Raw genomic sequence first — 25,375 nt, forward strand, 5'->3', positions numbered from 1 at the left:
GCGGGCACGGATACCGGAAGGACACCTCGTGGGCGTGTGGGGCCGTGGCAATTTCGATGGTGACACCGCGGCGGACCATCTGGGGGAAGTGATGCGGCGCCTTCTCGACGAGGTCGAGGCGGCGATGGCAGGCGATCCGGTGGAATTGGAGCCGGACGAGTACTGGGGCGCCGCGGTGCCGTGCAACCTCGAACTGCTCACGATGATCGCCCGCCAGGACCACGTCGGCACGGTTCTGCCCTCCCCCGAGGTCGCCGCGGCCTGGAAGGAAACCTACCTGCGGGTGTGGGACGCGACGATCGACGACCTGGGCCCGAAAGAAGGCTTCAAGGAAGGCCGCCGCGCAGTACTCGTCGCGACGTTCGACGAATTCGCGGAAGAGGCCGCGAAACACGCGAATCCCGACAGCTGACCGCAGTCCGCACGGGTTTGCGGCGTTTGCGGCGCCGTCCGCGGACAATGTGCCCGGCAGTCACGCGGACGCCCGATAATCCTCGGCCATGAGTACCGAGAGCGCCGCCGACCGCGCCGACGAGTTGCGGGTGACCCCGCTGGAATTGTTCTTCGACCTGGTCTTCGTCTTCACGGTCACCCAGTTGACCGACAGCTTGGCCCACCATCTGACACCCGGCGGAATGACGCGGGTGGTCGTCATGCTCGCGATCATCTGGTGGATGTACGACGCATTCATATGGCTGGCGAACGCCATGCCGCCCAAGACGCATTCGCGGCGCGGACTGCATCTGCTGGGCATGGGGGCGTTCCTGGTGATCGCCTTGACCGTGCCGCACGCGTTCGAAGGCGACGGGTGGGCGTTCGGCTGGGCCTATCTGGTGGTCGTGCTCCTGCACACGGGCATGTTCGCGGCCACCGGCGTACCGGCGGGTTCGGTCGCCCGGATGGGCGTGTTCAACCTGGCGGGCGCGGGGCTGATCCTGGTCGGCGGCTACCTGTCGGCGTCGGCGCAGCTGGCGCTGTGGGTGGCGGCGTTCGCGTGGACGTTCGCCAATCCGTATCTGGTGAACCTGCCGACGTTCCGCATCGAGCCGCGGCATTTCGTGGAGCGGCACGGGCTGGTGGTGATCGTCGCGTTCGGCGAGTCGGTGATCGCGATCGGCGTCGGGGCGGGCAACGCGCACTTGTCGTTCCCGCTGCTGTCCGCGGCGCTGCTGTGCCTGGTGGTGTGCTTCGGGCTGTGGTGGGCGTACTTCGGCCACGACGACGACGAAGCCGCCGCGGAATTCATGACGGGGCTGGACGACGCGCGGCGCAATCACCTGGGCGTACGGATCTACAACTTCGGCCACTATCTGCTGCTGCTCGGCGTGCTGTTGGCGGCCACCGGCGCCAAGTCGGCGGTGGCACACCCGACGGACGCGCTCGGTACCGCACAGGCCGTCGCCTTGGCGGGCGGCGTCGCACTGTTCCTGGCGGCGAATCTGGCGATCCGGCGCACGGTGGGCCGGCAGCCGCTGCTGCCGCGCACGTGCGGCGTCCTGCTGGTGCTGCTCGCGATCCCGCTGGGCACCGAGGGCGCGGCGCAGGCCGAGCTGCCGGCGCTGGTGCTGGTCCTCGCCGGGGTGTTCGGCTATGAGGAGTACGCGGCGGGAACGCTGCGCGATCGTCTGTCGGTCGGGGCCGCCGAGTCGCCGGTCATCGGCTCTCCGGTTGTCGATTCCGTAGTCGCCGAGGCCCGGGTCACGGAGCCCCGGGGTGCGGATTCCCGGTTGGCGGAGTCAGGCGTCGCGGAGTCCTTGGTCGGCGGCGTTCCGGAGCCGGAGTAGCGCGGTCGCGAACGCCGGGACGTCCTCGCCGAGCGCCCCGAAGAAGTCCGCGTCGCACGCCTCGACCGCGACGATCGCCCGGTTGGCGAGCGCTCGGCCGTCGGGCGTGGCGGCGAGGGCTCGGGCCCGGCGGTCGTGCGGATGCGGTTCGCGGACGATCAGGCCGCGGCTCTCCAGGACGCGCAGGACCTGCGACGTCATCATCGGGTCGGTCGCCGCGTGGTCGGCGAGATTCCGCTGCGTGACGGGCCCGTCGGACTGCAGCCAGGTCAGCGACGCGAGGAGCACGAACTGCACGTGGGTGAGGTCGTACGGCTTGAGCGCGGCCCGCTGTGCCGCCTGCCAGCGGTTCGTGACCTGCCAGAGCAGCAATCCGGCGCTCCGATCGGCGTCGGCGAAGCCGGTGGCGAGGCGTGGGGTTCGCCCCTTCTCCTCGCGTCCGTGTTCGTGGTCGTGGTCCCGGTCGTGGCCCTGGTCGTCGTCCTGGTCCGTCACGGGGGTTAATCTGCGCGCTTAGCACCGCGGAGTCAAGTTTGCGTGGTCGGCCGTCGCGGTCACGGTTGGGCGGCGGAGGCGGTGCCGGTCGGCGGCGGCGGACCGGCGGGTGCGGCCCATGGGGTGCGCCATTCGTGGACGACGGCGACGTCCCCGGTGTCGGTCAGTCCGGTGACGCGGATCAGTTGGGTGCGTTCCACGCGGAGATGGCGGAGCGGGTCGCGGATGATGCGGAGCCGGGGTTCGCCGGCGCCTTCCTCCAGGTTGGCGGCGACCACGAGGGAGAAGCGGTCGCCGTCGGCGAGGGCGCGTTCGTACTCGGCGAGGGTGAGGGCGACGTCGCGGGGTTCGGGGCCGCCGTGCGCTTTGATCTCGTAGAAGTGCCCGGTGGTGTCGACGGCGTCGGCGCCGAGTCCGGGCTGCGTGCGGTGGTCGTGGAGTTCGAGGCCGTCGCGGCGCAGGACGATGCGCAGCAACTGCCAGGCGACGGTCTCGCGCTCCTGCGCGGTATAGGCGGGGGCACCGGTGCGCCGGCGAGGCGGGGGGAAGCCGCCGGGGTGCGGGTGCGGGAGGGACGGGGGTTCACCCGGGGGCCTTTCCTGGCCGTGCGGGGACGCTTCCGCTGTCGGCGGGTGCGCGTTGGCGTGGCTGCCGGGCTGTGGAGCGATGGTGGTCGGGGCCGGGAGCGTGCGGACGTCGATGAGCCTGCGGGGTGGCGACGGAGTGAGGCTCGGGCTTCGGTCGGGTTCGGTTGCGGTGTCGACGGCGCTGTCGGGCCGACCGTCGGCGCCGGATTCGGCGGTCTCCCCCGGCTCGGCCTCGCGCATCCGCGCACCTGCGTTCTCCCGGGCCCGGACGAGTCGGTCGAGCCGGCGGGCCGCGGCCGCGTCGCGTTGCCCGGCCGAGGCGAGGCGGGCCGCGGGTGCGGTCGGGTTCTCCCAGACGTCGCGCCAGGCGTGTCCGATGCGGGTCCGGTCGCGGTCGAAGCAGGCGGCAATGGCTTGTCCCCCGCCGCGGGCAGTGGAGAGGGCCGCGGCCGAAGCCACGTACAGGACGCCGGAAGCGGGGTCGACATGCGCCTCGACGGCGGCGACCACCCCCGGCGGCCCCGGTTCGATGCCGAGGCCGGGCGCGACGCGGACGGTGAGCGACTCGAGCCACGCCCAGTCCCGGCAGGCGGAGGCGGCACCGGGCGCGTCGCGGACCAGCAGATCGTGCAGCCGGACGACGGCGGCCCGGTAAACGGCCGTCAGCCGCACGTCGCCGCGGGCCCGCCGGACGCCGTGCACGGGCGCCCCGAGCACGTCCACGCGGGTGACGCCCAACGGTTCCAGCAGCGCGGCGAATTGGTCGAGATCGCCACCCGGTTGCCAGACCCTTGCGGTGTCGGCGAGTTGCTCGGCGACGTACCGGTTGTCGACGGCGTAGACGGGGCGCTGCGTCGTCCAGCCGTCGCCGGTGTAGAGCGGTAATTTGCTTAGCGCATCCGCGAATTCATCGGCGGCTTTGGACTCCGCAACAAGGGCGGCCAGGTGCCGCAGCGCCTCCAGGGTGACGCCGAGCCGCAGTTCCGGACCGTGCGTCCGGCATCGGGCGACGTCGCCGAGGACCTCGGCGAGTTCGGCGGCGTCGGGGGCACGGATGCCGAGTGCGTCCCACAGCGGTCGCAGGGTGGGTTCGGGGAAGACGAAGGTGCGGTAGCCGCCGAGGATCGACGGGCCTTGGCGTACCGCACCCTTGGTGCGCCAGCCCGCGTCGGTGAGCACCAAGGCCTCCCGGCTCGGGAACCCGGCGCGCACCGCCCGGGCGGCCTCCGTCCCACCGTCGGCGAGCAGCGCGGCGAACGCCCGGTACACGGCCACGGCGTCGCCGGTGACCGCATCGGATGCGGGGCTGTTCTCCGGTGTACGACCGCGGAGTTCGCGCAGCCGGTCGACGAGTGTCGGGACATCGGGGTCACCGGTGAGGCCCAGTGCGGAAGCGAGTTCGCCGCGTCCTTCGCGGTGGTCGAAGGCGTTGACGACGTCGGGGTGCAGGTAGCCGGGATCGTCGGCGCCGTAGAGGGCCCGCGACGCGGCTGTGGGCAGGTGGCCGGCGTCGGGCCGGGTCAGGCCGCCGTCGGCGCGGGGCAGCCAGGCGATCTCCCTGAGCCGCCAGATCCACAGCGGAGGGACGCGGCCTTTGCGCTGCCAGCCGTAGTAGCCGTAGGCCGCGTCGACGCCGAGCAGCCCGCCCGCGGCGCCGCGGCGGCCGCCCCCGGCACGCCCGGCGGCGCGGGCCAGGGCATGCACGAGCTTGGCGGCGCGGGCACGTTGGCGTTCCGGGTCGGGCTCTGCGGCGATCGCCGTGGCGACGGCGACGGCGTCCGGGCTGTCCCGGTCGTCGAGCGTGTGGTCGGCCCCCAAGCGGCCGAGTGCCCGGGTGCGGGCTTGGGGTGTGCCGGGGGCATCGGCGGGGAGACCCGGCCCCGGGTACCGATCGGTGGCATACGTTTTGCCGTCGCCGCCAGGGCGCACCAGGCGGGGCGCGTCGGCCGCGCCGAGCGCGCGGAGGAACGCGGCGCGGCTCAGCCCGTCGGTGCTGGCCGGGAGGACCGCGGCGTAGTCGGGGTGCAGCCGGTGCAGTCCGGGGGTGTCGGCGGCAGCGGCGGCGAAGCCGTCGATACCCGCCGGATCCAGTTCCTCGGGCAGGTACAGCGTGCCCGGAGGCATCGGCTGACCCGTATGGTCGCGGAACCGCAGGGCTCGGCCGACCCGGGGACCGACGTGGCGCCGCCCGGCCTCACCGATGGCCGCGAACATGCTTTGCATGTGAGTGAGTTGGTCGTCATCTGCGACGAAGACGCGGCCGGCGTCGCCGACACACGCCACGCGCTCTACCACCGCGGTGACCCCGTCCCCGTCGATCACACAATCGCGATCGACCAGCCAATCGACGACGGTACGCGAGGCGGCCGACTCGGCCGCGAACGCGGGGTCGAGCACGAGCGCCATCCCCAGCAGCCCCGCGGGCCCCCGGTCGCCTGCCGCACCGTGCACGAACACGTGGCCGGAGCCAGGCACCGGTGGCACATAACGCCGTCCATCGGCGGCCCGTACCCACGGCAGGCAGAGCAGACGTTCCTCAAGCCCCGCTTGCAGAGCGGCAGCAGCCAGGCGGATCGCGGCGGGGGCGTCGAGGCCGTCTCCTCCGGTATCGCCGTCGGCCTCCTCCACCAGCAGCGGGAGGGCGTCCACCACCGTCACTTCGCCCGGGAGCCGCACCTCCCCCGCGGCCCGCCAATCGGCCAGGACACGCCGCCACCGACCGCCCCGATCACGCGAAGCCCGCGGAAAGAGCGCTTCCCTGCCACCCTGCCGGGCGAGCAGCCGATCGTCCAAGACACCCTCCAACCGCCTTTCCTCCACGGCCAGTTCCGTCAAGCCGCGGCGTGTCCCGTCGGGGCAGGCGAGGCGCAGCCGGTCGGCGACCTCGCCGCGCGCCCGCGCGACGAGCGCGGCGCGGAGGCGTTCGGCCAGGAGTGTGCTGCGGGGTGCTGTTGTGCCGGTCGTCCTGTCCCCAGGCGTTGCGGTGCTCGGCTGTGGGGACGCTGGGCGGTCTCGCGGTACGAGATGCCACGCCGTCGGAGCGTCGCCGCCCAGCATGCCCGGGAGCGCCGCGGCCCACAGATCGGCAACCCGTTCCACCATCGCCGAGTTCCACGCGCTGTCCACGAAGTCCTTTCGGCTGACCAGCGGATCGAACTGGGTGTGGACGCGTACCGGCACATCCAAGGCCGCCATCGGCAGCCCCGCATGGACGACCCCGGCCACGCCCGCCTCCGTGGGCAAGGCGATCGCAACGGGGACCCGCGCCCCCGCCGCCTTGTGCCGCCGCAATGCGCCTTCCGGACAGGGAAGTTCCGTATCGAACACCCGCCACGCGGCCTTCTCCCCTTCCGCCCGGCGCATCCGCACCGCGGCGTCGACTCCCCCGACCCGCATCCGGACGCACGATTCCCCCGACGACCAGCGCAACCCCAACCTGCGGAGCAGCCGACCGCCTACGTCGACCCGCACCTCCCGCAGGTTCCGAAGGAACAGCAACGCCCCGTCGTCCCACCCGGCGAACCAGGCAGCGACTTCGCTCTCGCAGATTTCGCTTTCCGCCAAAGGAATTCGGAAAACAGTCCCGCCATCGTCGGCGTAGGCGTCGGCCGCCCTCATCCCGATGCCGTCGAACCGCACGTGGTAGTGCCCGCAATGCAGTTCCCACACCCGCGACAGCGCCCGCAAGGTGGCCAGTCCGATCCCGAACCGGCCAGTACTGTCCGGGTCCCCGCTCTTCCCGCTCAGCCCCGGCAGCGCCAGCAACAGAAGGTCGCCGAGCCGCACCGGACGCCCGTCGTGCGTCACGACCAGTTCGCGTTCCCGAACGTCGAACCGAATCCCCCGCGCCCCCGCATCGTCGGCGTTCTGCACCAACTCCGAGAACACCTGCAGCCGATCGGCCGACAGACTGTCCGCCGTCTCCTGGGTACGTTCCACCGCGACCCGCATCGCCGCGGGCCCGCCCCGCAGCCCCGCGTCCAACAACCGGACCGCCTCGGCCGCCTCCCCCGCATCCCGCGGCTCCGCCCCGACTTCCGCCCCGGGATCCCCCAGCAACACCTCCACCGCGGCCCTGATATCCGTCACAAGGCCCATGCTCCCGCCGCGGCGAGTCAAGGAGCTGCGGGGTTAGGCCACCCGGGTGAGGCCGCGTTCGCCAGGCGGCCTCGACCTTGAACACGCGTCGGCGTCCTCCCGTCGGCGCGACCCACGGTTTTCACACGCCCCATGGGGCGGCCACCGTGCACCGCCCCCAGCCGGATCGGCATTGCGCCGGAGCGATCGCTATGCCTTCCTCACCCGTTCATCCGCTTCGCGATCTCGGCCTTCACGGTCTCGTGCAGGCTTTCCGAGGTGAAGCCGAGGCTGCGCAGGATCTGCGCCGCGGGGCTGTCCTCGACGCGGACCAGCCCCAGCAGCAGGTGTTCCGTACCGACCCAGTCGTGGCCGAGGTCGGCCGACGCCCGACGCGCCTGCTCGATGGCATCCTTGCTCTCCGACCGGAAGGCGATGTGCCCGCGCAGGGCCTTCTCCCCGGCCGGCGGCATCACGTCCCGCACCGCGTCGCGCACACGTTGCTCGGACCCGGCCTTCGCCACCAGCACCTCGTACGCCAGCCCCCGCGTCTCGCCGAGCACACCGAGCAGCATGTGCTCGGTGTCGATGAACGCGTGCTTGTACGTGCGCGCGGCCTCCTGCGCCAGCACGATGCTGTGCCGGCTCAGGTCGGTGAAGCCCGCGAACGGGTTCGGCGCATGGCGCTGCTGCGCGGCCTGCTTGGACACCCCGATGGCGTCGCCGATCTCGGTCCACGACGCGCCGTTCCGCTTGGCCTTGCTGACGTAGTGGTCGATGAGCTGGTCACCGAGATCGGCCAACGTCTGCGCCCGAAGCCGCGCCTCACTGATACGCGAAAGCTCGTCGGCATCCGGCAGTTCCTCGTCGAGATGGGCAATCAGATCCGCGAGATTGATGTCGAGTGGACTCATGCGTCAATCGTAAGTTGACGCCCCACCCGCGTCAACTTCAAATTGACGCTCACTGACGGGTGAACGTGCACGATCCGACCACCGCGCCACTGTCACGACGGCTAACTTTCCGATGCCGCCACGGGACGGCCGTGGTCATGGCTCTCGGTGCGGGTGACGGCAATCATGGAGAGATGACGTCGGAGAAGCCGCAGAAACGGAGGCCGCCGGTGACCGCCGTTGCCGAGACGGGCATGCCCGTCGAAACGTTCGAGCAAATGGCGAAGCTTGCCGCCGAGTGGACGCACCTCGAGTTCATCGGGGGCAAGTTGGGGGAGAAGGCGTTGCCCGACGGCGAGCACGAAGAAATCGTGCGTTGGCTCATGCAGTTCTTCGCCTTGGAGGGCCGCGATCGTTGGCTTTACCCCGAGCGCGGGTTGGTGGTCGAGACGTACCGCAACGGCCGCGCCCGGCCTGACGGCACTCTCGCCCCGCTGGGGAGCTTTCGCCATGCCGGCGAGTGGGCGGACGCCAGTCCCGCGCTCATGGTCGTGGAGGTCACCTCGAACGACTGGGACACCGAGGCGCGAGACCGTGCCGACAAGCCCCGGGCGTATGCGGAAGTCCGCATCCCGGTGTACCTGCTGATCGACCGCAAGCGCCACGAAATGCTGGTGCACAGCGAGCCCGACGACGGGATCTACGCCACCATCGTGACGCGGCCGTTCGGCAAGCCGCTGCACCTTCCGGAGCCTGTCGGCGTGGTACTCGACACCTACCACCTGCTGGACTGGGCCGACTGACCCGCCGGCCCCAGGTCGGGGCTACGGCAGCAGGCGTTGTTCCTTCGCGACGGCGACGGCGCCGGCGCGGGTGTCGACGCCGAGTTTGTCGTAGATGCGGACCAGGTGGGTTTTGACGGTGGCTTCGCTGATGAACAAGGCCTTGGCGATTTCGCGGTTGCCGAGGCCGCGGGCGAGTTGGCCGAGGATGTCGGTCTCCCGGTCCGTGAGCGTGGCTTTGGGGCTGCGCATGTGCTGCATGACGCGGCTGGCCACCGGCGCGGACAGGGCAGGGCGGCCCTCTGCGGCGGCGCGGATGGCGGCGAAGAGTTCTTCCGGGCGTTCGGCCTTCAGGAGGTAGCCCGTTGCCCCCGCTTCGATGGCGCGGGTGACGTCGGCATCCGTGTCGTAAGTGGTGAGGACGAGGACGCGGGTGCCCGGAACGTCGGCGATGAGGCGGCGGGTTGCTTCGATGCCGTCCATGCCCGCGCCGAGGTGCAGGTCCATGAGGACGACGTCGGGGTGCAGCTTCGCGGCCGCGGCCAGGGCTTCCTCGCCGGTCGCCGCTTCCCCGACGACGGCGATGCCGGGGGCGCTGGAGAGCAGGGCGAGGAGCCCTGCGCGGACCACGGTGTGGTCGTCGCAGAGCAGCACGCGGACGGCCGATTCGTCGGCAGGGGTGGCGGGGCTGGTCATGTCGGGCTCCTCGGCGGGCGGCAGGGCTGGGGGGTGTGGGCGTGAGTGAGGGTGTGGCGCGGGTGAGGGTGAGGGTGGGATGACGTGAGGTCAAGGTGAGTTCGGGCAAATGTTGCGGCGTCAGATCACGGCCCCTCCACCACCCGCACCCACGCCGAGACCACCGTTCCGTCCCCCACCGCCGATTCCACCGTCAGCCTCCCGTCCAACTGCCGCAGCCGCGCCTCCATCGCCGGAAGCCCGTGGCCCCGCCGGCTGTCCGCCACCTCCGGGGTCTCCCCCACCGCCTCCGGGTCGAACCCGCGGCCGTTGTCCGCGATGTCCAGCACGACGTCGCCGCCGAGGTACGTCAGCGTCACCGTCGCCTCCGAAGCCCCCGCGTGCTCCAGTACGTTCGCCACCGCGCCCTGCGCCACCCGCAGCAACGCCGCCTCGACGCGCGCCGGCAGCATCATCCGCGCCCCGTCCGTCCGGAACCGTGTCACGACGCCCTGCTCGGTCGTGCGTTCGGCCACCAGCCGCAGCGCCTGCTCGAGGCTTCCCCCGTCGGCGAGGTCCGCCGGTGCCAGGTCGTGGACGAACCGCCGTGCCTCGGCCAGGTTCCGTTCCGCGATGCCCGATGCCGTCGCGACGTGCCCGCGGGCCGCCCCCGGGTCGACGTCCCACACCCGTTCCGCCGCCTGCAGCAGCATCTGCTGGCTCGACAAGCCCTGCGCCAGCGTGTCGTGGATTTCCATGGACAGCCGCTGCCGCTCCTCCAGCGTCCCGGCCCGCCGCTCGCTCGCGGCCAGGCCCTCGCGGGTGGCGATCAAGTCCTCGATCAGCCCCCGCTGCCGCTCCGACTGCCGCTGCATGTAGACGAACACCGACGACGCCAACGCCGCCACGGCGGGCGGCCCGAGGATCAGCAGCGGATCGTCACCACTGATCCGCACCTGCGCCACGACCACGAACACGGTCAGCAGCGCGACGAGCGTCAGCGCCGCCCGCTCCCCCAGCAGCCGCAGCGCCGTGTACACGATCGGCACCGCGCTCCACGCGAAGCTCGGGGCGATGACCACGAGCGCCGCCCACGCGGCGGTGAACAGCGCGAGCCACACCTTCGTCCAGCGCGGTGCCGGTCCCACGGCCGGTCCGGGCGGCCGCAGCACGTAGCCCACCGCGAGCGCCGCCGTCAGCGCGATGACGAACGGCGTGTCCGGCGCCCCGGGGTGCCGGATCAGGAACCGCGTCATCGCGGCCACCAGCAAGACGACGAACGACGCCGACATGACGGCGTCCACCAATGCGGTCCCGGGCTCCCCGGTGCGGGCCGGGGCGAAGGCCGAACCAAGAGCCGGGCGCTGCTGTTCCACGTGCATCCTCGATGTCTAACCCGGGTTTCCGGCGCCGCCATCGACCGATCGGTTGATACGGGGTTCATCCATCATGCCGCGCGGAGCCATCCACTCCGGGGACCGGCAGGGCCCGGTTCCGCACCCAGGATGGAGGCACGGCGGAAACGCGGAGCAAGCCCCGGAAGGGCCCGCGCCCACCGCCCCCGATTCCTCGCTGTGCCGTCGGCCGTGGCCCGGTCGCGGCCCGATTCTCCCGGAGATGACCATGAAGACGCTGTCCACGCGTGCCCGCATCGTCACCGGCTCCGCCGCCCTCGTCGCCGTCGGCGCCGGTGCCTTCGGTGCCGTGGCCGCCGCCGCGCCCGACAGCGGCAAGCCCGCGCAGCCGGCCGCGGCGGCGGCGAAGGCCGATGTGAAGACCCCGGACACGTTCCAGACGGATCACCTGACGATCGACGCCGCGTCCAAGGCCGCGCAGGCGACCCTGGACGCCGCGAAGAAGGCGAACCAGCGCGTGTCGGTCGCGGTCGTGGACCGCAACGGCAACACCATCGTCACCCTCCGCGGCGACGGCGCCGGCCCGCAGTCCTACGACGCCGCGCAGAAGAAGGCCTTCACCGCCGTCTCCTGGAACGCCCCGACCTCCACCCTGGTCCAGCGCCTCCAGCAGAACCCGACCCTGAAGGACATCCCCGGCACCCTGTTCCTCGGCGGCGGCGCCCCGGTCACCGCCAAGGGCGGCCCGATCGCGGCCATCGGCGTCGCCGGCGCCCCCAGCGGCGACCAGGACGAGCAGTTCGCCCAGGCCGGCGTCGCCTCCCTCAACGCCAAGTAGCCGACCGCAGACCCCCGGCGGCGTCCCTTCCCCCCGACGGCCGCCGCCGGGCTTCGGCGTACCCGACGTGCGAAAGAAGCAGAGGAAGCAGAGGAAGCAGAGTCAGTCCACGGGTTCCAGCACGAACAGCGGGATCACCCGGTCCGTCTTCTTCTGATAATCCGCGTACTCGTGGTACGCCTCCACAGCCCGGTCCCACCACTCCTCCCGCTCGGCCCCCTCCGCCAGCCGGGCCCGGTACTCCTTGACCACCGGCCCGTCCTGCAGCCGGACTTCGTCCGGGTGAGCGACCAAGTTGTAGTACCAGACCGGGTGGTTCGGAGCACCTCCGAGCGAGGCGACGGCCGCATAGCGCGTGCCGTCGCTGACGCGCATCAGCGGCACCTTGCGGATCTTGCCGCTCTTGGCGCCGCGCGTGGTGAGGATGACGACGGGACGGCCGTTCATCGTGCGGCCCTTGTTCCCGTTGCTCTCCTCGTAGCGGGCCACGTGATCGGCGACCCAATTGTGCGGATTCGGTTCGTACTCGCCTTCCCAGGCCATGTCCGCGTTCCTTCCGCCGGGCGACGCCGAAGGCCGCTCCCCCGGCGTCCTGCCCCGCCCCCAACCTAATCGCCCGACGCCCCGCGCCCCGCCGATCGCTGCCGCCGTTCGGGTGATCTCCGCCGAATGCCGTACACCGTGCCGCCGCGTTTCCCGATCACCCTCACATGAGTTCCGAGCACGCCACAGATTCCCCGACCCAAGGCGGCCACGACGGCGAACCGCCCGAGAAGGACGACACCGGCAAGAAGGACGAGGGCAAGCGCGGTTTCCGCTTCCCGAGCGCGCTGACCGTCCTCGCCATCGTGACGATCGCCGTGTGGGCACTGTCGTTCGCGATCCCGTCCGGCGAGTACCAGCGCGGCGAGGACGGCAAGCCCGTCCAGGGCAGCTACCACCACACGCCGAGCCCCGAGGATTTCATCCAGCGGCTGAACGACCTGTTCCTGTCCCCGGTCAACGGCCTCTACGGCATCCGGGACGCCGACACCGGCCAAGTCGCGCCCGACAACGCCGGCGACCTGTACGGCGCCGCGGGCGTGTTCCTGTTCGTCATCGCGATCGGCGCGTTCATCACGGTGGTCTTCGCCACCGGCGCCCTGGACCGCGGTATCGCCCGTCTCGCGCACCGGCTGCGCACCCGCGGCGCGGTCCTCATCATCGCGATCATGACGGTGTTCTCGGTACTCGGCTCCGTCGAGGGCTTCGCCGAGGAGACGCTGGGGTTCTACGGCCTGATCATCCCGCTCATGCTCGCGCTCGGCTACGACCGCATGGTCGCGACCGGCACCATCATCCTGGGTGCGGGCGTCGGCGTCATGTGTTCGACGGTCAACCCGTTCGCCACCGGCGTCGCGTCGTCGGCGGCCGACATCTCGCTCGGCGACGGCATCGTGCTGCGCCTCGTGATGCTCGTCGTGCTCACGGCGGTCACGATCGCGTACGTCGTCCGGTACGCGGTCCGCGTCAAAGCCGATCCGTCCCGTTCGCTGGTCGGCTTCCTCCCCGGGGACCGCGAGCAGGCCGCCGAGGCCGCGACCACCGAGCCGGAGGAGCTGACGCGCACCCACAAGATCGTGCTGGTGGCGGTGACACTCACCTTCGCCTTCATGATCTTCGCGATCATCCCGTGGGCGCAGGTGCTGACCGGGGACGCGAATGCGGTGGCGTACGTCTGGGAGCTGGACTGGTCGTTCTCGGAGCTGTCCGCGCTGTTCATCGTCGCGGCGGTGCTGGTCGGCCTGCTGGCGGGGCTGGGCGAGGAGAAGCTGTCCTCGACGCTGATCCAGGGGGCGGGCGACTTCATCTCGCCCGCGCTGATCATCATGCTGGCGCGCGGCGTGACCGTGATCATGAACAACGCGAAGGTCACGGACACGGTCCTGCACTCGATGGAGGGTGCCGTGTCCGGCACGTCGTCGGCGGTGTTCGGGATCATGATCTTCGTGGTGAACCTGCCGCTGGCGTTCCTCATCCCGTCGACGTCCGGGCACGCCACGCTCGCCATGCCGATCCTCGCGCCGCTCGCGGACTTCGCCGACGTGCCCCGTGCGCTCGTCGTGACGGCGTGGCAGGCGGCGTCGGGCTGGATGAACCTCTGGGTGCCGACGACCGCGGTGATCATGGGCGGTATCGCGCTGGCGAAGGTCGGCTACAACCAGTACCTGCGGTTCGTGTTCCCGCTGCTGGTGATCCTCTTCGTGCTCATCTGCGGTTTCGTCGCGATCGGCTCGGGCCTGTCGTAGGACCCGAAGCCGTCGTAAGACCCGAACCGGGGCCCGGGCCCGGCGTCGTCAGTGGTGCGCCTTGACCTTCCCGCGCGCCACCGCGACCCGGTCCCGGAGTCCGGCCAGCGCCCGTTCCAACACCTCGTCGGGGCCGAGGAGTTGCTCGGTCTTCGGGTCGACGGGGCCAGTGCGTCCGACGCCGACCTCGCCGAGGGCGAGGCCTTCGTGGCCGGGCATGCCGCCGAGTTCGAAGGGGCCGCGGACGTGCCGGATGTCGGGGTCGTCGCCCCACGCGTTCTCGTCGTCGAGCATGGCCCGCACGATGCACGTGTTCCAGCCGTCGGCGTCGGGCCCGGGGGCGACGACGATCTGGCCGTGGCAGCGCGGACTGTCGAGTTCCCACAGCACGTGCATCAGCTCGCGGTCCGGCACCGCGCGGAGCAGGCCGGTGCGCTTCGCGCCGCCGAGGTCGGTGGTGGTGATGCGCACGGTGTCCGGGCCGGCAGGCGCGGCGTCTTCCACGAAGTCGACGTACGCGGGCAAATTCAGCGGGTCGGACAGCAGGTGGAAGATGTCGTCCGGGGACGCCGTCACCTCGACGGCGCGTTCGTGGGTCGTCATCGCAGTCACCGTTCGGTCGGGATCACTCCCCCGAGCCGGGTGGGACGTCGGCACGGAATCCGACACAACCCCTCCCCAACGCCTACCCGGCCCCGGACCGCCGTAGTCACGGGGTCCGGGGCCGGGTGGGTGCGGGTGCCGCCGAGCCGGACGGGTCCGGCTCGGCGGTGTGCCGCGGGTGTCAGCGCGAGCTGCGGCCGCGGGGGCCGGAGTCGCCGCGCGGACGCTGCTGCTGGTCGCGGTTGGCGGGACGGCGGTCCTGCCGGTCGCGGTTGTTCTCCTGCTGCCGGTCGGCGACGAGCGTGGCCGCGGCGTTCTGGTCGCGGTCGTGGTCGCGGTCGCGGTCCTGCGCGCGGTCCTGGCGGTCCTGCGCGCGGTCGGCGGTGTTGCGGTCTTCCTGGCGCGCACGGGCGTCGTTCGCGATGAGCGCGCTCTTCTGCGTGTGCGGCTTGGCCTTGGGCTTGGCCATGATGGCATTCCTCCTTGACGAATCCAGGACTGGACTCCTTTTCACTGTGGCACCGGTCGTCACGCTGCGCCTGTCGAACGGTCACGCTTCGTCATCACCCGCAGGTCGGGGGCGTGCGAAGGCACCGGATCGGCGCAGTGCGGAGGGGCTGTCGCGGGGTGGGCGGCGGGGCTCGGACACCCGGTCGGCTTCGCGGGGCGCGGCGGCGGGTAAGGAGTGCTGTCTCCGGGTGGTTCGGATCCGGGGCCGGGACGGCAACGTGGGGAGGGCGCGGCGTGGAGGCATGGTTCGATCCGGTGCTGACGGCGGCGAACTCGCCGTGGGCGTATCTGATCGTGTTCACGTTCGCGTATCTGGACGCGATCATTCCGATCGTGCCGAGCGAGACGTCGCTGATCGCGTGCGGGGTATTCGCGACGGCGACGGGGTTCTCGCCGAACCTGTTCCTGCTGATCGCGCTGGGCGGGCTGGGGGCGTGGCTCGGCGACAACACCGTTTATGCGCTGGGGCGTTGGGCGGAGCCGTTCGCGACGAAGCATCTGCTGAGCGGGGAGCGGGGGAAGAAGGCGCGGGAGCGTGCCGAGGGGTGGCTGCGGGACTACGGCGGGGTCATCATCATCGTCGCGCGGTACATCCCGGGCGGGCGTACCGCGGTGTCGTTGACGGCGGGCACGGTCGACTATCCGTGGCCGAAGTTCCGTTTCTACGCGGCGATTGCGGGCTTTTCGTGGGCGGCGTACGCGGCGCTGCTGGGGTATTGGGGCGGGGCGGCGTTCAAGGACGATCCGCTGAAGGCGGTGCTCGCGGGGATTGCCGCGGCGTTCGCGGTCACGCTGCTGGTCGAGGTGGGGCGGCGGATCGCGGCGTGGCGGCGGAAGCGGGCGCGGGCGTCGGAGGCGTCGTCCGAGTAGACGCCCCTCGCCCGCTTCATCTGCTTCATCTGCTTCATCCGGTTCGTCTGCCTTGCTTGCCTTGCCCGCCGCACGCGCCTCGCCTCTCCGGCGCCGCCCGCGAAGGCACAGGCGGCGCTCCCCCCGGCTATTTGGCGGTGCGGCGGCGGCGCGGGGGTTCGGGGGTGGGGGCCGGGTTCCATTGGTGGAAGGTGGCGCCGAGGAGGCGGAGGCCGCGGTCGACGGTGGCGCGGTCGGTGTCGCCGAGGGGTTGGAGAAGTTCGTCGAGCGCGGCGATGCGGGTGCGCATCGCTTCGCGGGCGCGTTCGCGGCCGTGGTCGGTGAGGCAGACGAGGACCGAGCGCCGGTCGCCGGGGTTGGCGCGGCGTTCGACGAGTGCCTTCTTCTCCAGGCGGTCGACGCAGTGGGTCATGCCGCCGGAGGAGTACATGACGAGCGGCTGGAGTTGCCGCAGGGTGAGGCCGGTGGTGTCGGGGCGGGCCGCGAGGGCGGCGAGGACCATGTACTCGGGTGCGGTGAGGTCGAGGGCGCCGATGCTGCGCCGGTCGAACTCCTCCATCGCGATCATCGCCTGGTGGAGGCGGACGACGAAGCCGATGGAGGCGGCGCTCACGTCCGGCAGCACGTCGGACCAGGCGGCGACGACGGCGTCCGCGTAGTCGGCGGACGGCTGCGCCGCCGGGGTTCCGGGTTCCGCGCCGTCGCCCACGTGTTCCTCCGCTGGTTGTGCCGGTCGTGCGTGTCGGTGGGGCGGGTGCCCGGGACGAGGATAGGGCTCGCCGGCGGTGCGGCCGGGTGGGAAGTGCGGGTCACGGGCGTGGCGAGGACACGCGGTAGTTGCCTTGGAGGACGACGCCGGAGATCAGGGAGGCGGCGTCGGAGGCCAGCCAGGCGACCATTTCGGCGACTTCCTCGGGGCGGCTCATCCGGCGCAGGAGAGCGCCGCGGCCGAACTGTTCGGGGCCGCCGGGGACGTTTTCGAGCCAGGCGAGCATGGGTTCGGTGGCGGTCGGACCGGGGGTGATGGCGTTGCAGCGGATGCCTTCTTCGGCGTACTCCATGGCGACGGTCTGGGTGAGGTTGATCACCGCGGCTTTGTGGGCGGCGTAGGCGCCGAGGCGGTATTCGCCGCCGACGCCGGCGCCGGATGAGGTGGTGACGATGGAGCCGCCGCCTTGGGCGATCATGTGCGGGAGGACGGCGCGGATGCCGTAGAAGACGCTGTCGAGGACGACGCGCTGCTGGGTGCGCCATTCGTCGTCGGTGATGTCGCCGACGCGTCCGGCGATGGAGAAAGCGGCGTTGTTGTGGAGGACGTCGACGCGTCCGTAGGTGTCGACGGTGGTGGCGACGAGGGCGCGGATGTAGGCGTCTTCGGCGACGTCGCCGTCGTGGGTGACGGCTTCGCCGCCCGCGGCGCGGATCTCGGCGGCGACGGCGGCGGTGCGTTCGGGCCGCAGGTCGCCGAGGACGAGCCGGACGCCACCGCGGGCGAGGCGCAGGGCGGTGGCGCGGCCTATGCCGGATCCGGCACCGGTGACGATGGCCGTTTTGCCGGCGAGGCCGAGGGGGTCGGTCATGGGTGCCGCCTTCCGTGGGTCGTGTCGCGCTGGGGCTGGTCCGCCGGGGGTGTGGTCACGCCCGCATCTGTCCGCCGCCGTCGACCATGAAGGTCTCGCCGGTGATGTACTGCGCGGCGTCCGACAGCAGGAACAGCACCGGCGGTGCGATGTCCCGCTCCGGGTCTCCGTCGCGGCGCATCGGGTGCTGGGCGTACATCGCGTCGAACACCGCGCGCCGTTCCGGGTCGTCGGCCGGGGGCATGCGGTGGGCGGCGGAGGCCGGGCAGACGCAGTTCACGGTGATCCCGTACTGGCCCCACTCGCGCCCCGCGGTGCGGGTCAGCGACCGGACGGCTTCCTTGGACGCGCTGTACGGGCCGTAGCCGGCGCCGCCGCTCATGCCGACGGCGGACCCCATGGTGACGATCCGCCCGCGCCCGGCTTCCTTCATGTACGGGAACACCGCCTGCATCGCCCACAGTGTCCCTTTGGGGCCGGTGTCGAAGAGCAGGTCCATGTCGGACTCGCGGACGTCTTCCAGCGGCATGACCGGCCGGAACGACTGCGCGTTGGCGACAAGGCCGTCGATGCGTCCGAAGCGTTCGTGGACCTGCCGGGCGAGGTCGACGGCGGCTTCGCGGTCGGCGACGTTCCCGGGCACGGCCAGGTGCTCGATGCCCAGCTGGTCCAGCTCGGCCGACAGCGCGGCGAGCCGTTCCGGTTTGCGTCCGGTGACGGCCAGCCGCGCGCCCTGCTGCCCGAGGTGCCGGGCGAGGCCGCGGCCGATGCCGCGGGACGCGCCGGTCACGATGACGACATGGCCGCGGATGCCCGCGCCGGCGGGCTCGTGTGCGCCGTTCATGCAACCTCCCTATTTCCTTCTCGTGAAGAAACTTATAAAGAAGGTATTAGCGTGTCCATGGCGAAAGGGGAAGCAATGCCGAAGATCACCGCCGCCGGGGCGCCCGCATGACCGCGAGCGGCCTCCCGCCGCGGCCCGACTGGGTGCGCACGGTCAACGACGGGCGGGTCGACCCGCTGGTCGAGGACGCCGTCGCGCCGTTCCGCCGGGACACGCTGCTCGACCAGGCACGTGTGCAGACCGGGCTCGCCGATTTCGGCGCCGACGACTTCCTGGAACCGCTCGACCTGCTGATCGCCGACCTGGAAGCCCACGCACGGCTGACCCGGGTCGGGCGCTGGCAGACGCACCGGTACCTCCTGCGGCTGCTGCGGCAGCGCCTGCTGGTCGCCGAGTACGTCAAGCGCGATCCGGGGGTGCGGGACGAGCGGATCGAGGAGCCGCTGTTCGTGGTCGGCGCGCCGCGCACCGGCACGTCGATCCTGCACGCGCTGCTCGCCCAGGACCCCGCGCACCGGGTGCCGGAGGGCTGGGAGCTGCTGCTGCCCGTGCCGCCGCCGTCGCCCGATCCCGAGGTGTTCGCCGCGGATCCGCGAATCGCGGTCGCGGACGCGGAGCTGCGGGTGTTCGACCGGGTGTCGGGGGCCTTGGACGCCATCCACGTGTACGGGGCGCGCCTGCCGAAGGAGTGCCTGTCCGCGCAGTCGTTCGCGTTCCGCTCGCAGGAGTTCCCGGCGCGCTATCACGTGCCGAACTACACGGCGTGGCTGCTGGGTTGCGACATGGGTCCGGCCTACGAGTACCACAAGACCGTGCTGCAGATCCTGCAGCGCGGCTTCCCGCGGGGGCGGCGCTGGGTGCTGAAGAGTCCGGCACACCTGCACACGCTGCCGGATCTGCTGCGCACGTACCCCGACGCGCGGATCGCAGTCACGCACCGTGATCCGATCACGGTGCTCGGCTCGGTCAGCAGCCTTATTGCCACGCTGCGTTGGGTGCACAGCGACGACGTCGACTTCGCGGCCATCGGCACGTACCACGAGGACTTGTATACGGGCGACTTGGACCGGCTCGTCGACTTCGACGCGAGCGGGCAGAGCACCGCGATTGTGCACGGGCAGTACGCCGACTTCCTGCGTGCGCCCCTCGACACCGTCCGGGCGATCTACGAGGGCCTCGGCATGACCCTCGCACCTGCCGCCGAGGAGCGGATGCGCACGTATCTGGCCGGACGTCCGAAGGACAAGCACGGCGTGCACAGCTATTCGTTCGACGACCTCGGCCTCGACCGGGCCCGTGCCGACGCCCGGTTCGACCGCTACCGCACGCATTTCGCCGTGCCGCGCGCCACGCAGTGACCGTACGCCGGCAGGCAAGGCCGACGAGAGTGGAGGACTCATGACCGAACGCCCGGACCACGACGCCTGGAACGCGTTCTGCGACGCGCTGCGCGCCGCGGGCGACCGCATCCTCGCGGACGACTTCCCCACGGCCGCGCCCGAGGACCGCGCCGAGGGCTTCCGCCACCTGGCGCAGCAGGCGGCATGCTGGCTGACTTGGGGTGTGGGGCATGCGGATCCGCGGGATCCGCGGTTCATGCGGCAGAACGACCTGTTCACGCAGTGGGGCGGGCCGAACGTCGACAACCTGTACAAGCATGCGCGGATCGATGCGGCGGGCGCCTACCGCATCCGCGGGAACATGCACTCCTGCGAAGAGTTCCTGATGGCGTTGCGCATCGGGAACATGCATCAGGAGAAGTACGGGACGCTCGCCGAGGTGACCGCGACCGACCTGGGCATCGGCCCGGGCGACGCGTTCGAGATCCTGGTGGGCGGGCCGGAGCCGGCCGACCCGGCGGTGCGCTGGGTGCCGATCCCGGACGGTGCGCGGATGGTGAACATCCGGGAGTACTACTACGACTGGCACGAGGCCGAGCCGGCCGTGTTCACCATCGAAAGGCTCGACGTTCCGGCCCCGGTCGAGCGCCTCTCCCCTGCCGCGATCGCGGACGGGCTGGGCGAGGCGGCGTCGCAGTTCACCGGTTCGGTCGAGTACTGGAACGAGTACCAGCGGGCGGCGCGCGGCCGCGGCGAGGACAACACGTTCATCCAGCCGCGGAACGAGCCGAAGGGGCTCAAGGGGCTGGTGTACGCGTTCTGCTTCTACAACCTGCAGCCGGGCGAGGCGCTGGTGGTGGAGAGCGAGGCTCCCATCGCCCGCTACTGGTCGTACCAGCTGTACCGGCTGGGCTGGTTCGAACCGGTGGAGTCGATCCACGCGACGGGCGGGCTCAACCACCGGCAGATCGCGCTGGATCCGGACGGGCTGTTCCGGGTCGTGCTGGCCGCGGACGATCCGGGGGTGGCGAACTGGCTGGACACCGGCGGGCGTTCGGAAGGCATGCTGACCTTCCGGTGCGCGTGGGCGGACAACCGCCCGGAGCCGGTGGCGCGCGTGGTCGCGGCCGCCGACCTGGTCCGCGAACTCCCCGACTCCCCGCGCCTGACCCCGGAGGAACGACGGGCGCAGATCGCCGCCCGGGAGGCGCACGCGGCGTGGCGGTTCCGGACCTGAGCCGGGAAATCCCCGTCACGGCACTCGGCCCGGCTGAGTAGCCGCACGGATCCGCGCGCGGCGGCGGCAGCGGCACGCTGGGCGCACGACGACCAACGGGGTGCGGGAACTGCGGTGGGATTCCACGGAGTCGGACGCAGCGGCGGAGCCACCGGGTGCGGGACACGAGGATGACGGCACGGGCCGCGGCGGTCGGTGACGCTGCCGACTGCCGCGGCGCTTGTGCCGGTCTGGGCCATCCCGCTGCTGCTCTTCCTCGCCTGGCTCGTGGACGCCGACGCGGAATTCGCCCGGCACGAGGGGGGCGGCCCGACGGCGGCCCCGATCACACCGTCGCGACGTACCTGCTCGGCTGTGCCCTCGCCGGCCACGCGGTCAGCCTCGCCTGCATCGCCGGCCGCCTCCGGCGCCGGCGAACCCGCTCCGTACCGTAGCCATCCGGCAACTTAGCGGCACAACAAGGGAGTTCGGGCGTTATTTCGGCCCGCGCGCGATCCGCTTCGCCGTGAATGAGCCATTCCCGGCCGCAATCGATGATCTTTTGGTTTTTTGTTCCGCCGCGCGAACCGGCCGCCGTAGGGTTCCCAAGCGGTTGGGCGGCGAGTCGAAGCCCCGGCCGCACACTTCTCCACGCACTTCGCCTTGCACTTCTCCATGCACTTCTTCCATGCAGTTTCCCTGCAGTTTTCGTGAGGGCTCGCCGAGAGCCCGGAGAGGAAGCCTGATGGCCGACATCGACCTCGGAGTGGCGACGGACTGGGACGAGGGCGACACCCACGCGCGCATCTCGTTGCGGCAGAACCAGGTCTACCCGGGCGCGCCCGGCAAGAAGGACATGGTGCTCAGCTCGCCGCTGAGCATCGAGCTGTCGGTGAACTCGAACAACTCGTCCAGCCAGGAAGCGGACAAGATCTACTTCACGACGTACCACGGCTCGACGAAGAAGATCATCGGCGTGCTCGACTCCGACGGAAACCTCTCCATCGCGGGCCGGCTCATCACCGAGCAGAAGGACCTGGGGTACTAGACCCCACCGGGGCGCGGTAGCCCGCCGCGGGCCTCGACAGGCCCTGGCACGCCGCACGGAAACGCCCCTGCCCGGGCCGGCGGGATCTTCCCGTCGGACCCGGGCACCAGCGTGTCCGGCCTTGCGATGGTGCGGTGCCGCCGCAGGCGGCCTTGACCCGCCGCAACGCCGCCGCGACCCGCGCCCGGATCTGCGCAGGGGGTCACGGTTCCCGCGCGCAGCGCCGGTCGTGGTCCGCGCTGCGTGGTCGGAGCGGAGCGGCAGGCTCGGCGGGGAGGACGGGCCGCGCGTTGTCGCGGCACTGCGGTGTCCGGCGGCTGACCGGTCCCCCCATCCCGATGGCCGCGGTGCCGACGGGCGGCCCGGCCTCGCGGGACAGCCGGCGCTCTTCCTGCAGTCGGGCAGTCTCGGCCAGGGCGGCCCGGACCTCGGTCACATCGACCGTACGCGCCGAATTCCACAACGGCGCCGCGGTGTTGACGCGGTCCGCCAGCCACGGGGCAAACCGATTCAACGTCCGCTCCACGTCTCCACCGGTCAGCGCCGCCCCCCGCACCGCCTCCTCGGCGCGGTTGACCCGGGTCGCCGTGCTCTGGAGGGTGGCGAAGCAATGCCAGGCGCGCAGTCCTTCGACGAAGCCCTCCCGGTCGGGGCGCGGAACCGTTTTGACGACCTCGGCCGTCGCGGCTTTGTGGAACTCCGTCGTCCTTGAGTTCAACGCGGCGTAGGCGACGGCGTGGCGCCGGTCGTGATAGCCGACCAACTCGAGGTCGTAGACGAACAAGTGGCCGTTGCGCACCCCGAGATTGTCGCTGTGCATGTCAGGGTGAGTCGGCTTCAGAGGGTAATCGGGCAGGTCTGTCAGGTACCCGCGCGCGTGGTCGGCGAGTTCCGCCGAAACACCGACGAGTCTCGCCAGGTTGTTGTCGCGGCCCAGCATCAGGTGGACGTCCGCTTCCAGCTCGCAGGCCATGAGGTGGGCGTAGTCGGCGCTGGTCCGCGGCGCGTGCTGCCGGCCCGAGTAGCTCGGGGAGTACGTGCGTAGATGCGCGATGCTGTCCGAGGCGAGCGGCACCACCGCGTCTCGCCCGCCGGGCAGTTCCACGTCGTCCATACGCCGGCAGAACTCGGCGAATTCGCGTGGCAGATGGGGAGCGAAGGGCTGCCCGGACCGCGGGAGGGGGTCGGCTCCCGAGCGTTCCTGGAGGGAGAACAGGCCTTCCGGGTGCGCGTACAGGTAGGTCGCCGTGAAGGAGCCGAGTCCGGCCGCGTCCACCGCGGCGTGGATGTCCTGCTCTCGGTACGTGCGCCAGACCATGGGGCGGCGTTTTCCCATCGGCACGGGGGTGCGGTCGTTGACCTCCTTGCCGCTTTTCGGGTCGGGCACCGCGACGTTGCTGTTCAAGCGGCCGCGCTGCGCACGCGCGGGATCAGCCGCGACGATCCGCCCCGCGTGTTCGTGCAGTGAGGCCGCCTCCGCGTCCGTGTAGAAGAATCCCACTTCGCGCCCTTTTTTCCAGGGGTGTGTCCACCGGTTCCGGTTCTGGCTCACCTGCTGCGGACATGGCCTGGCGGAGTACTTCCGTGTGCCGGCCCGGGTCCGGGTCGGCTGCGGTGCCGACGGGATTCGAACCCGCGGACGGATGGGAGCAGGTCCGCTCCGTCTCCATCAGTCGACGTGGGAGGGACCTCGCCCACGCCGATCGCCATGGGCCGCTCGGCCACGGCACCGCAACCTACGGGAATGCGCGCAGCCCCGCAGCACGCAGATTAGGAGACATCTCCTCGTGCGAGCGAACCCCTGGCAGGAATCGGAGGCCGCCGGGCAGGGATGCACCCGGCTGCACCCGCCCCCGACGGTTCGGCATCAGGGCGATCGGGTGGTCGCCCGGGCGCGGAGCGGCCCGTCGGCACCCAAAGAAGCCAATCGTGCGTCCGTTCGGGTGGGGTTTGAGTCGGGTGGGCGCTGCGACGGCGATCGCGGGACACCATGGGGCGTCATGGCCAACGCGCACTGGTTGTTCGGCGATCAACTGGGTCCTCACTTCCTCGCCCCCGGGGACGGCGGCCCGCACCGGGACGCGCCCGTGGTGATGATCGAGGCCCGCTCGGTGTTCCGGCGCCGCACCTTCCACCGGGCGAAAGCCCACCTGATCCTGTCCGCGATGCGGCGGCGTGCGGCGGAGCTCGGAGACCGTGTGACGTACGTCCGCGCGGATACGTACCGCGACGGGCTCGACAGAGCCGTGGGCAAGGCGAAGGTGACGGTGCACCATCCCACTTCGCATGCCGCGATGCGGTTTGTACGCTCGCTCGACCAGGTCACGGTGCTGCCCGCACGTGGCTTCCTGGTCACGCGGGACGCGTTCGGTACGTGGGTCGGCGACCGAGGCGAACGGCATTGGCGCCAAGAGGACTTCTACCGCTGGGTGCGGCGCGGGCACGGGCTGCTGATGGACGGGGCGGAACCGGCCGGCGGTCGATGGAACTTCGACCACGACAACCGCGCTTCCCCGCCGCGCGGCGTGCGCGAGTTGGATGTGCCTCCCCCGTACCACCCCCGCGAGGACGCCGTCGACGACGAGGTGCGCCACGACCTGGACGCGTGGGAACGCGCCGGAGACGTGGCCTTCGTGGGACGTGACGGACCGCGGCTGTTCCCTGCGTCCCGCCGTGAGGCCCGCGCGGCACTGAAACGGTTCGTCGCCGACCGACTGCCGAATTTCGGCACCTACGAGGACGCCATTTTGTCGGCCGACCCCGTCATGAGCCACAGCCTGTTGTCGGCTCCGCTGAACCTGGGACTGCTCGACCCGGCCGAGTGCGTCGAGGCCGCCGAAGCGGCGTGGCGCCGCGGCGACGCCCCGTTGAACAGCGTCGAAGGCTTCATCCGGCAGATCGCGGGCTGGCGCGAGTACGTGTGGCAGCTCTACTGGCACTTCGGTGAGCGGTACCGCGCAAGCAATGTGCTCGCGCACACCGCGCCGCTGCCTCGGTGGTTCCGCGAGGCGGACGCCGATGCCGTCGAGGCAAACTGCCTGAGGTCCGTCCTGGGCCAGGTCCGCGACACGGGTTGGACCCACCACATTCCACGCCTGATGATCCTCGGCAGCCATGCGCTGCAGCGCGGCTGGGATCCCGCGGCGGTCACGGACTGGTTCCACCGGCTGTTCGTCGACGGCTACGACTGGGTGATGGTCCCCAACGTGGTCGGGATGTCCCAATACGCCGACGGCGGCCGGATGACGACGAAGCCGTACACCTCGGGCGGCGCGTACGTGCACCGCATGAGCGACTTGTGCGGGTCATGCGCCTTCCGGCCGACGGAACGCCTGGGACCGCACGCATGCCCGTTCACCGGTGGATATTGGGCGTTCCTGCACCGGCACCGCGAACTCCTCGAGCGCAACCCGCGCATGACCCGCGCGGTCCAGGGCCTCGACCGGCTGACGGACCTCGACGCGGTCCTGGACCAATGGGGAAGCGCAAACGCATGGCCGTAGTGGCGAACCACGGCACGGCAGCCGACAACCGCGGCCCTGCCCGTCTTTCCGAGGCCGTGGGCTTGCGTTCCGTGCGACGGAAACGCC

At 71.3% G+C, this 25,375-nt stretch carries 22 protein-coding genes and 1 tRNA gene; 10 read left to right on the forward strand and 13 right to left on the reverse strand.

Annotation, left to right across the window (positions count from 1 at the left end):
• Positions 1–28 precede the first annotated feature (28 nt).
• Positions 29–412, forward strand: a complete 384-nt coding sequence (locus tag ACPA54_RS16320; protein WP_423530309.1) for a DUF4259 domain-containing protein — start codon at positions 29–31, stop codon at positions 410–412.
• Positions 413–500: 88 nt separating this feature from the next.
• The gene (locus ACPA54_RS16325) at positions 501–1,784 is read left to right on the forward strand and encodes a low temperature requirement protein A (RefSeq protein WP_423530311.1); all 1,284 of its coding nucleotides are present in this window, start codon (positions 501–503) and stop codon (positions 1,782–1,784) included.
• Here the strand turns inward: ACPA54_RS16325 and ACPA54_RS16330 are convergent.
• From ACPA54_RS16330 to ACPA54_RS16340, 3 genes are all read right to left on the reverse strand, one after another.
• On the reverse strand, positions 1,737–2,279 hold the full coding sequence (locus ACPA54_RS16330; RefSeq protein WP_423530313.1) for a MarR family winged helix-turn-helix transcriptional regulator: 543 nt from the start codon (positions 2,277–2,279) through the stop codon (positions 1,737–1,739). The genes ACPA54_RS16325 and ACPA54_RS16330 overlap by 48 nt on opposite strands.
• A gap of 59 nt (positions 2,280–2,338) precedes the next feature.
• Positions 2,339–6,955 carry a sacsin N-terminal ATP-binding-like domain-containing protein gene (locus ACPA54_RS16335; RefSeq protein WP_423530315.1) on the reverse strand — a complete coding sequence of 1,539 codons (4,617 nt, stop codon included), beginning with the start codon at positions 6,953–6,955 and terminating at the stop codon, positions 2,339–2,341.
• A 209-nt stretch (positions 6,956–7,164) separates the two neighbouring features.
• Positions 7,165–7,857, reverse strand: coding sequence for a Clp protease N-terminal domain-containing protein (locus tag ACPA54_RS16340; RefSeq protein ID WP_423530317.1), 693 nt, complete (start codon positions 7,855–7,857; stop codon positions 7,165–7,167).
• A 209-nt stretch (positions 7,858–8,066) separates the two neighbouring features.
• Between ACPA54_RS16340 and ACPA54_RS16345 the strand changes: the two genes are divergently transcribed.
• A complete protein-coding gene (locus ACPA54_RS16345; protein WP_423530319.1) occupies positions 8,067–8,639 on the forward strand; it encodes a Uma2 family endonuclease in 573 nt (190 codons plus the stop codon).
• A gap of 21 nt (positions 8,640–8,660) precedes the next feature.
• Here ACPA54_RS16345 and ACPA54_RS16350 read toward each other — a convergent pair whose 3' ends face one another.
• Together ACPA54_RS16350 and ACPA54_RS16355 are read right to left on the reverse strand one after the other, a co-directional pair.
• Positions 8,661–9,314, reverse strand: coding sequence for a response regulator (locus tag ACPA54_RS16350; protein WP_423530321.1), 654 nt, complete (start codon positions 9,312–9,314; stop codon positions 8,661–8,663).
• A gap of 125 nt (positions 9,315–9,439) precedes the next feature.
• The gene (locus ACPA54_RS16355; RefSeq protein WP_423530323.1) at positions 9,440–10,675 is read right to left on the reverse strand and encodes a sensor histidine kinase; all 1,236 of its coding nucleotides are present in this window, start codon (positions 10,673–10,675) and stop codon (positions 9,440–9,442) included.
• 241 nt (positions 10,676–10,916) lie between these two features.
• Between ACPA54_RS16355 and ACPA54_RS16360 the strand changes: the two genes are divergently transcribed.
• Positions 10,917–11,486, forward strand: a complete 570-nt coding sequence (locus ACPA54_RS16360; RefSeq protein WP_423530611.1) for a GlcG/HbpS family heme-binding protein — start codon at positions 10,917–10,919, stop codon at positions 11,484–11,486.
• A gap of 102 nt (positions 11,487–11,588) precedes the next feature.
• Here the strand turns inward: ACPA54_RS16360 and ACPA54_RS16365 are convergent, their stop codons facing one another.
• Positions 11,589–12,029: a nitroreductase family deazaflavin-dependent oxidoreductase gene (locus tag ACPA54_RS16365; protein ID WP_423530325.1), complete on the reverse strand. Its 441-nt coding sequence runs from the start codon at positions 12,027–12,029 to the stop codon at positions 11,589–11,591.
• Between the two features lie 167 nt (positions 12,030–12,196).
• Between ACPA54_RS16365 and ACPA54_RS16370 the strand changes: the two genes are divergently transcribed.
• Positions 12,197–13,774 carry a YfcC family protein gene (locus ACPA54_RS16370; RefSeq protein WP_423530326.1) on the forward strand — a complete coding sequence of 526 codons (1,578 nt, stop codon included), beginning with the start codon at positions 12,197–12,199 and terminating at the stop codon, positions 13,772–13,774.
• Between the two features lie 48 nt (positions 13,775–13,822).
• Here the strand turns inward: ACPA54_RS16370 and ACPA54_RS16375 are convergent, their stop codons facing one another.
• Together ACPA54_RS16375 and ACPA54_RS16380 are read right to left on the reverse strand one after the other, a co-directional pair.
• On the reverse strand, positions 13,823–14,377 hold the full coding sequence (locus ACPA54_RS16375; RefSeq protein ID WP_423530328.1) for an SRPBCC family protein: 555 nt from the start codon (positions 14,375–14,377) through the stop codon (positions 13,823–13,825).
• A 181-nt stretch (positions 14,378–14,558) separates the two neighbouring features.
• Positions 14,559–14,846, reverse strand: a complete 288-nt coding sequence (locus tag ACPA54_RS16380; protein WP_423530330.1) for a hypothetical protein — start codon at positions 14,844–14,846, stop codon at positions 14,559–14,561.
• A gap of 275 nt (positions 14,847–15,121) precedes the next feature.
• Between ACPA54_RS16380 and ACPA54_RS16385 the strand changes: the two genes are divergently transcribed.
• Positions 15,122–15,757 carry a DedA family protein gene (locus ACPA54_RS16385; protein ID WP_423530332.1) on the forward strand — a complete coding sequence of 212 codons (636 nt, stop codon included), beginning with the start codon at positions 15,122–15,124 and terminating at the stop codon, positions 15,755–15,757.
• 127 nt (positions 15,758–15,884) lie between these two features.
• Here ACPA54_RS16385 and ACPA54_RS16390 read toward each other — a convergent pair whose 3' ends face one another.
• The 3 genes from ACPA54_RS16390 to ACPA54_RS16400 all read right to left on the reverse strand — a co-directional run bounded on the left by ACPA54_RS16390 (position 15,885) and on the right by ACPA54_RS16400 (position 18,181).
• Positions 15,885–16,466 (reverse strand): MarR family winged helix-turn-helix transcriptional regulator, encoded by a 582-nt coding sequence (locus ACPA54_RS16390; protein WP_423530334.1) that lies wholly within the window; start codon positions 16,464–16,466, stop codon positions 15,885–15,887.
• Positions 16,467–16,566: 100 nt separating this feature from the next.
• Positions 16,567–17,337, reverse strand: a complete 771-nt coding sequence (locus tag ACPA54_RS16395) for an SDR family NAD(P)-dependent oxidoreductase (RefSeq protein ID WP_423530336.1) — start codon at positions 17,335–17,337, stop codon at positions 16,567–16,569.
• 55 nt (positions 17,338–17,392) lie between these two features.
• A complete protein-coding gene (locus tag ACPA54_RS16400) occupies positions 17,393–18,181 on the reverse strand; it encodes an SDR family NAD(P)-dependent oxidoreductase (RefSeq protein WP_423530338.1) in 789 nt (262 codons plus the stop codon).
• Between the two features lie 107 nt (positions 18,182–18,288).
• On the opposite strand from ACPA54_RS16400, the gene ACPA54_RS16405 reads away from it, so the two are divergent.
• The 3 genes from ACPA54_RS16405 (at position 18,289) to ACPA54_RS16415 (ending at position 21,785) form a co-directional block, all read left to right on the forward strand.
• The gene (locus tag ACPA54_RS16405; protein WP_423530340.1) at positions 18,289–19,539 is read left to right on the forward strand and encodes a sulfotransferase family protein; all 1,251 of its coding nucleotides are present in this window, start codon (positions 18,289–18,291) and stop codon (positions 19,537–19,539) included.
• 40 nt (positions 19,540–19,579) lie between these two features.
• The gene (locus tag ACPA54_RS16410; protein ID WP_423530342.1) at positions 19,580–20,758 is read left to right on the forward strand and encodes a DUF1214 domain-containing protein; all 1,179 of its coding nucleotides are present in this window, start codon (positions 19,580–19,582) and stop codon (positions 20,756–20,758) included.
• A gap of 724 nt (positions 20,759–21,482) precedes the next feature.
• Positions 21,483–21,785 carry a DUF6342 family protein gene (locus ACPA54_RS16415; RefSeq protein WP_423530344.1) on the forward strand — a complete coding sequence of 101 codons (303 nt, stop codon included), beginning with the start codon at positions 21,483–21,485 and terminating at the stop codon, positions 21,783–21,785.
• A 202-nt stretch (positions 21,786–21,987) separates the two neighbouring features.
• Here ACPA54_RS16415 and ACPA54_RS16420 read toward each other — a convergent pair whose 3' ends face one another.
• Positions 21,988–23,286, reverse strand: coding sequence for a hypothetical protein (locus tag ACPA54_RS16420; RefSeq protein ID WP_423530346.1), 1,299 nt, complete (start codon positions 23,284–23,286; stop codon positions 21,988–21,990).
• A 111-nt stretch (positions 23,287–23,397) separates the two neighbouring features.
• A tRNA-OTHER gene (locus ACPA54_RS16425) sits at positions 23,398–23,516 on the reverse strand.
• 269 nt (positions 23,517–23,785) lie between these two features.
• Here ACPA54_RS16425 and ACPA54_RS16430 point away from each other — a divergent pair.
• Positions 23,786–25,288 carry a cryptochrome/photolyase family protein gene (locus ACPA54_RS16430; RefSeq protein ID WP_423530348.1) on the forward strand — a complete coding sequence of 501 codons (1,503 nt, stop codon included), beginning with the start codon at positions 23,786–23,788 and terminating at the stop codon, positions 25,286–25,288.
• The last annotated feature ends 87 nt before the right edge of the window (positions 25,289–25,375 follow it).

It is taken from the genome of Uniformispora flossi (genome assembly GCF_049534875.1).
GTDB classification, from domain to species: domain Bacteria; phylum Actinomycetota; class Actinomycetes; order Streptomycetales; family Streptomycetaceae; genus Yinghuangia; species Yinghuangia aomiensis.

Excerpts from the sequence above, each read along its gene's own strand:
- ACPA54_RS16350 (WP_423530321.1), bottom strand. The coding sequence starts at position 9,314 with ATGACCAGCCCCGCCACCCCTGCCGACGAATCGGCCGTCCGCGTGCTG.
- ACPA54_RS16410 (WP_423530342.1), top strand. The coding sequence starts at position 19,580 with ATGACCGAACGCCCGGACCACGACGCCTGGAACGCGTTCTGCGACGCG.
- ACPA54_RS16400 (WP_423530338.1), bottom strand. The coding sequence starts at position 18,181 with ATGAACGGCGCACACGAGCCCGCCGGCGCGGGCATCCGCGGCCATGTC.
- ACPA54_RS16375 (WP_423530328.1), bottom strand. The coding sequence starts at position 14,377 with ATGACGACCCACGAACGCGCCGTCGAGGTGACGGCGTCCCCGGACGAC.
- ACPA54_RS16360 (WP_423530611.1), top strand. The coding sequence starts at position 10,917 with ATGAAGACGCTGTCCACGCGTGCCCGCATCGTCACCGGCTCCGCCGCC.
- ACPA54_RS16355 (WP_423530323.1), bottom strand. The coding sequence starts at position 10,675 with ATGCACGTGGAACAGCAGCGCCCGGCTCTTGGTTCGGCCTTCGCCCCG.
- ACPA54_RS16395 (WP_423530336.1), bottom strand. The coding sequence starts at position 17,337 with ATGACCGACCCCCTCGGCCTCGCCGGCAAAACGGCCATCGTCACCGGT.
- ACPA54_RS16380 (WP_423530330.1), bottom strand. The coding sequence starts at position 14,846 with ATGGCCAAGCCCAAGGCCAAGCCGCACACGCAGAAGAGCGCGCTCATC.
- ACPA54_RS16340 (WP_423530317.1), bottom strand. The coding sequence starts at position 7,857 with ATGAGTCCACTCGACATCAATCTCGCGGATCTGATTGCCCATCTCGAC.
- ACPA54_RS16430 (WP_423530348.1), top strand. The coding sequence starts at position 23,786 with ATGGCCAACGCGCACTGGTTGTTCGGCGATCAACTGGGTCCTCACTTC.
- ACPA54_RS16415 (WP_423530344.1), top strand. The coding sequence starts at position 21,483 with ATGGCCGACATCGACCTCGGAGTGGCGACGGACTGGGACGAGGGCGAC.
- ACPA54_RS16325 (WP_423530311.1), top strand. The coding sequence starts at position 501 with ATGAGTACCGAGAGCGCCGCCGACCGCGCCGACGAGTTGCGGGTGACC.
- ACPA54_RS16405 (WP_423530340.1), top strand. The coding sequence starts at position 18,289 with ATGACCGCGAGCGGCCTCCCGCCGCGGCCCGACTGGGTGCGCACGGTC.
- ACPA54_RS16365 (WP_423530325.1), bottom strand. The coding sequence starts at position 12,029 with ATGGCCTGGGAAGGCGAGTACGAACCGAATCCGCACAATTGGGTCGCC.
- ACPA54_RS16370 (WP_423530326.1), top strand. The coding sequence starts at position 12,197 with ATGAGTTCCGAGCACGCCACAGATTCCCCGACCCAAGGCGGCCACGAC.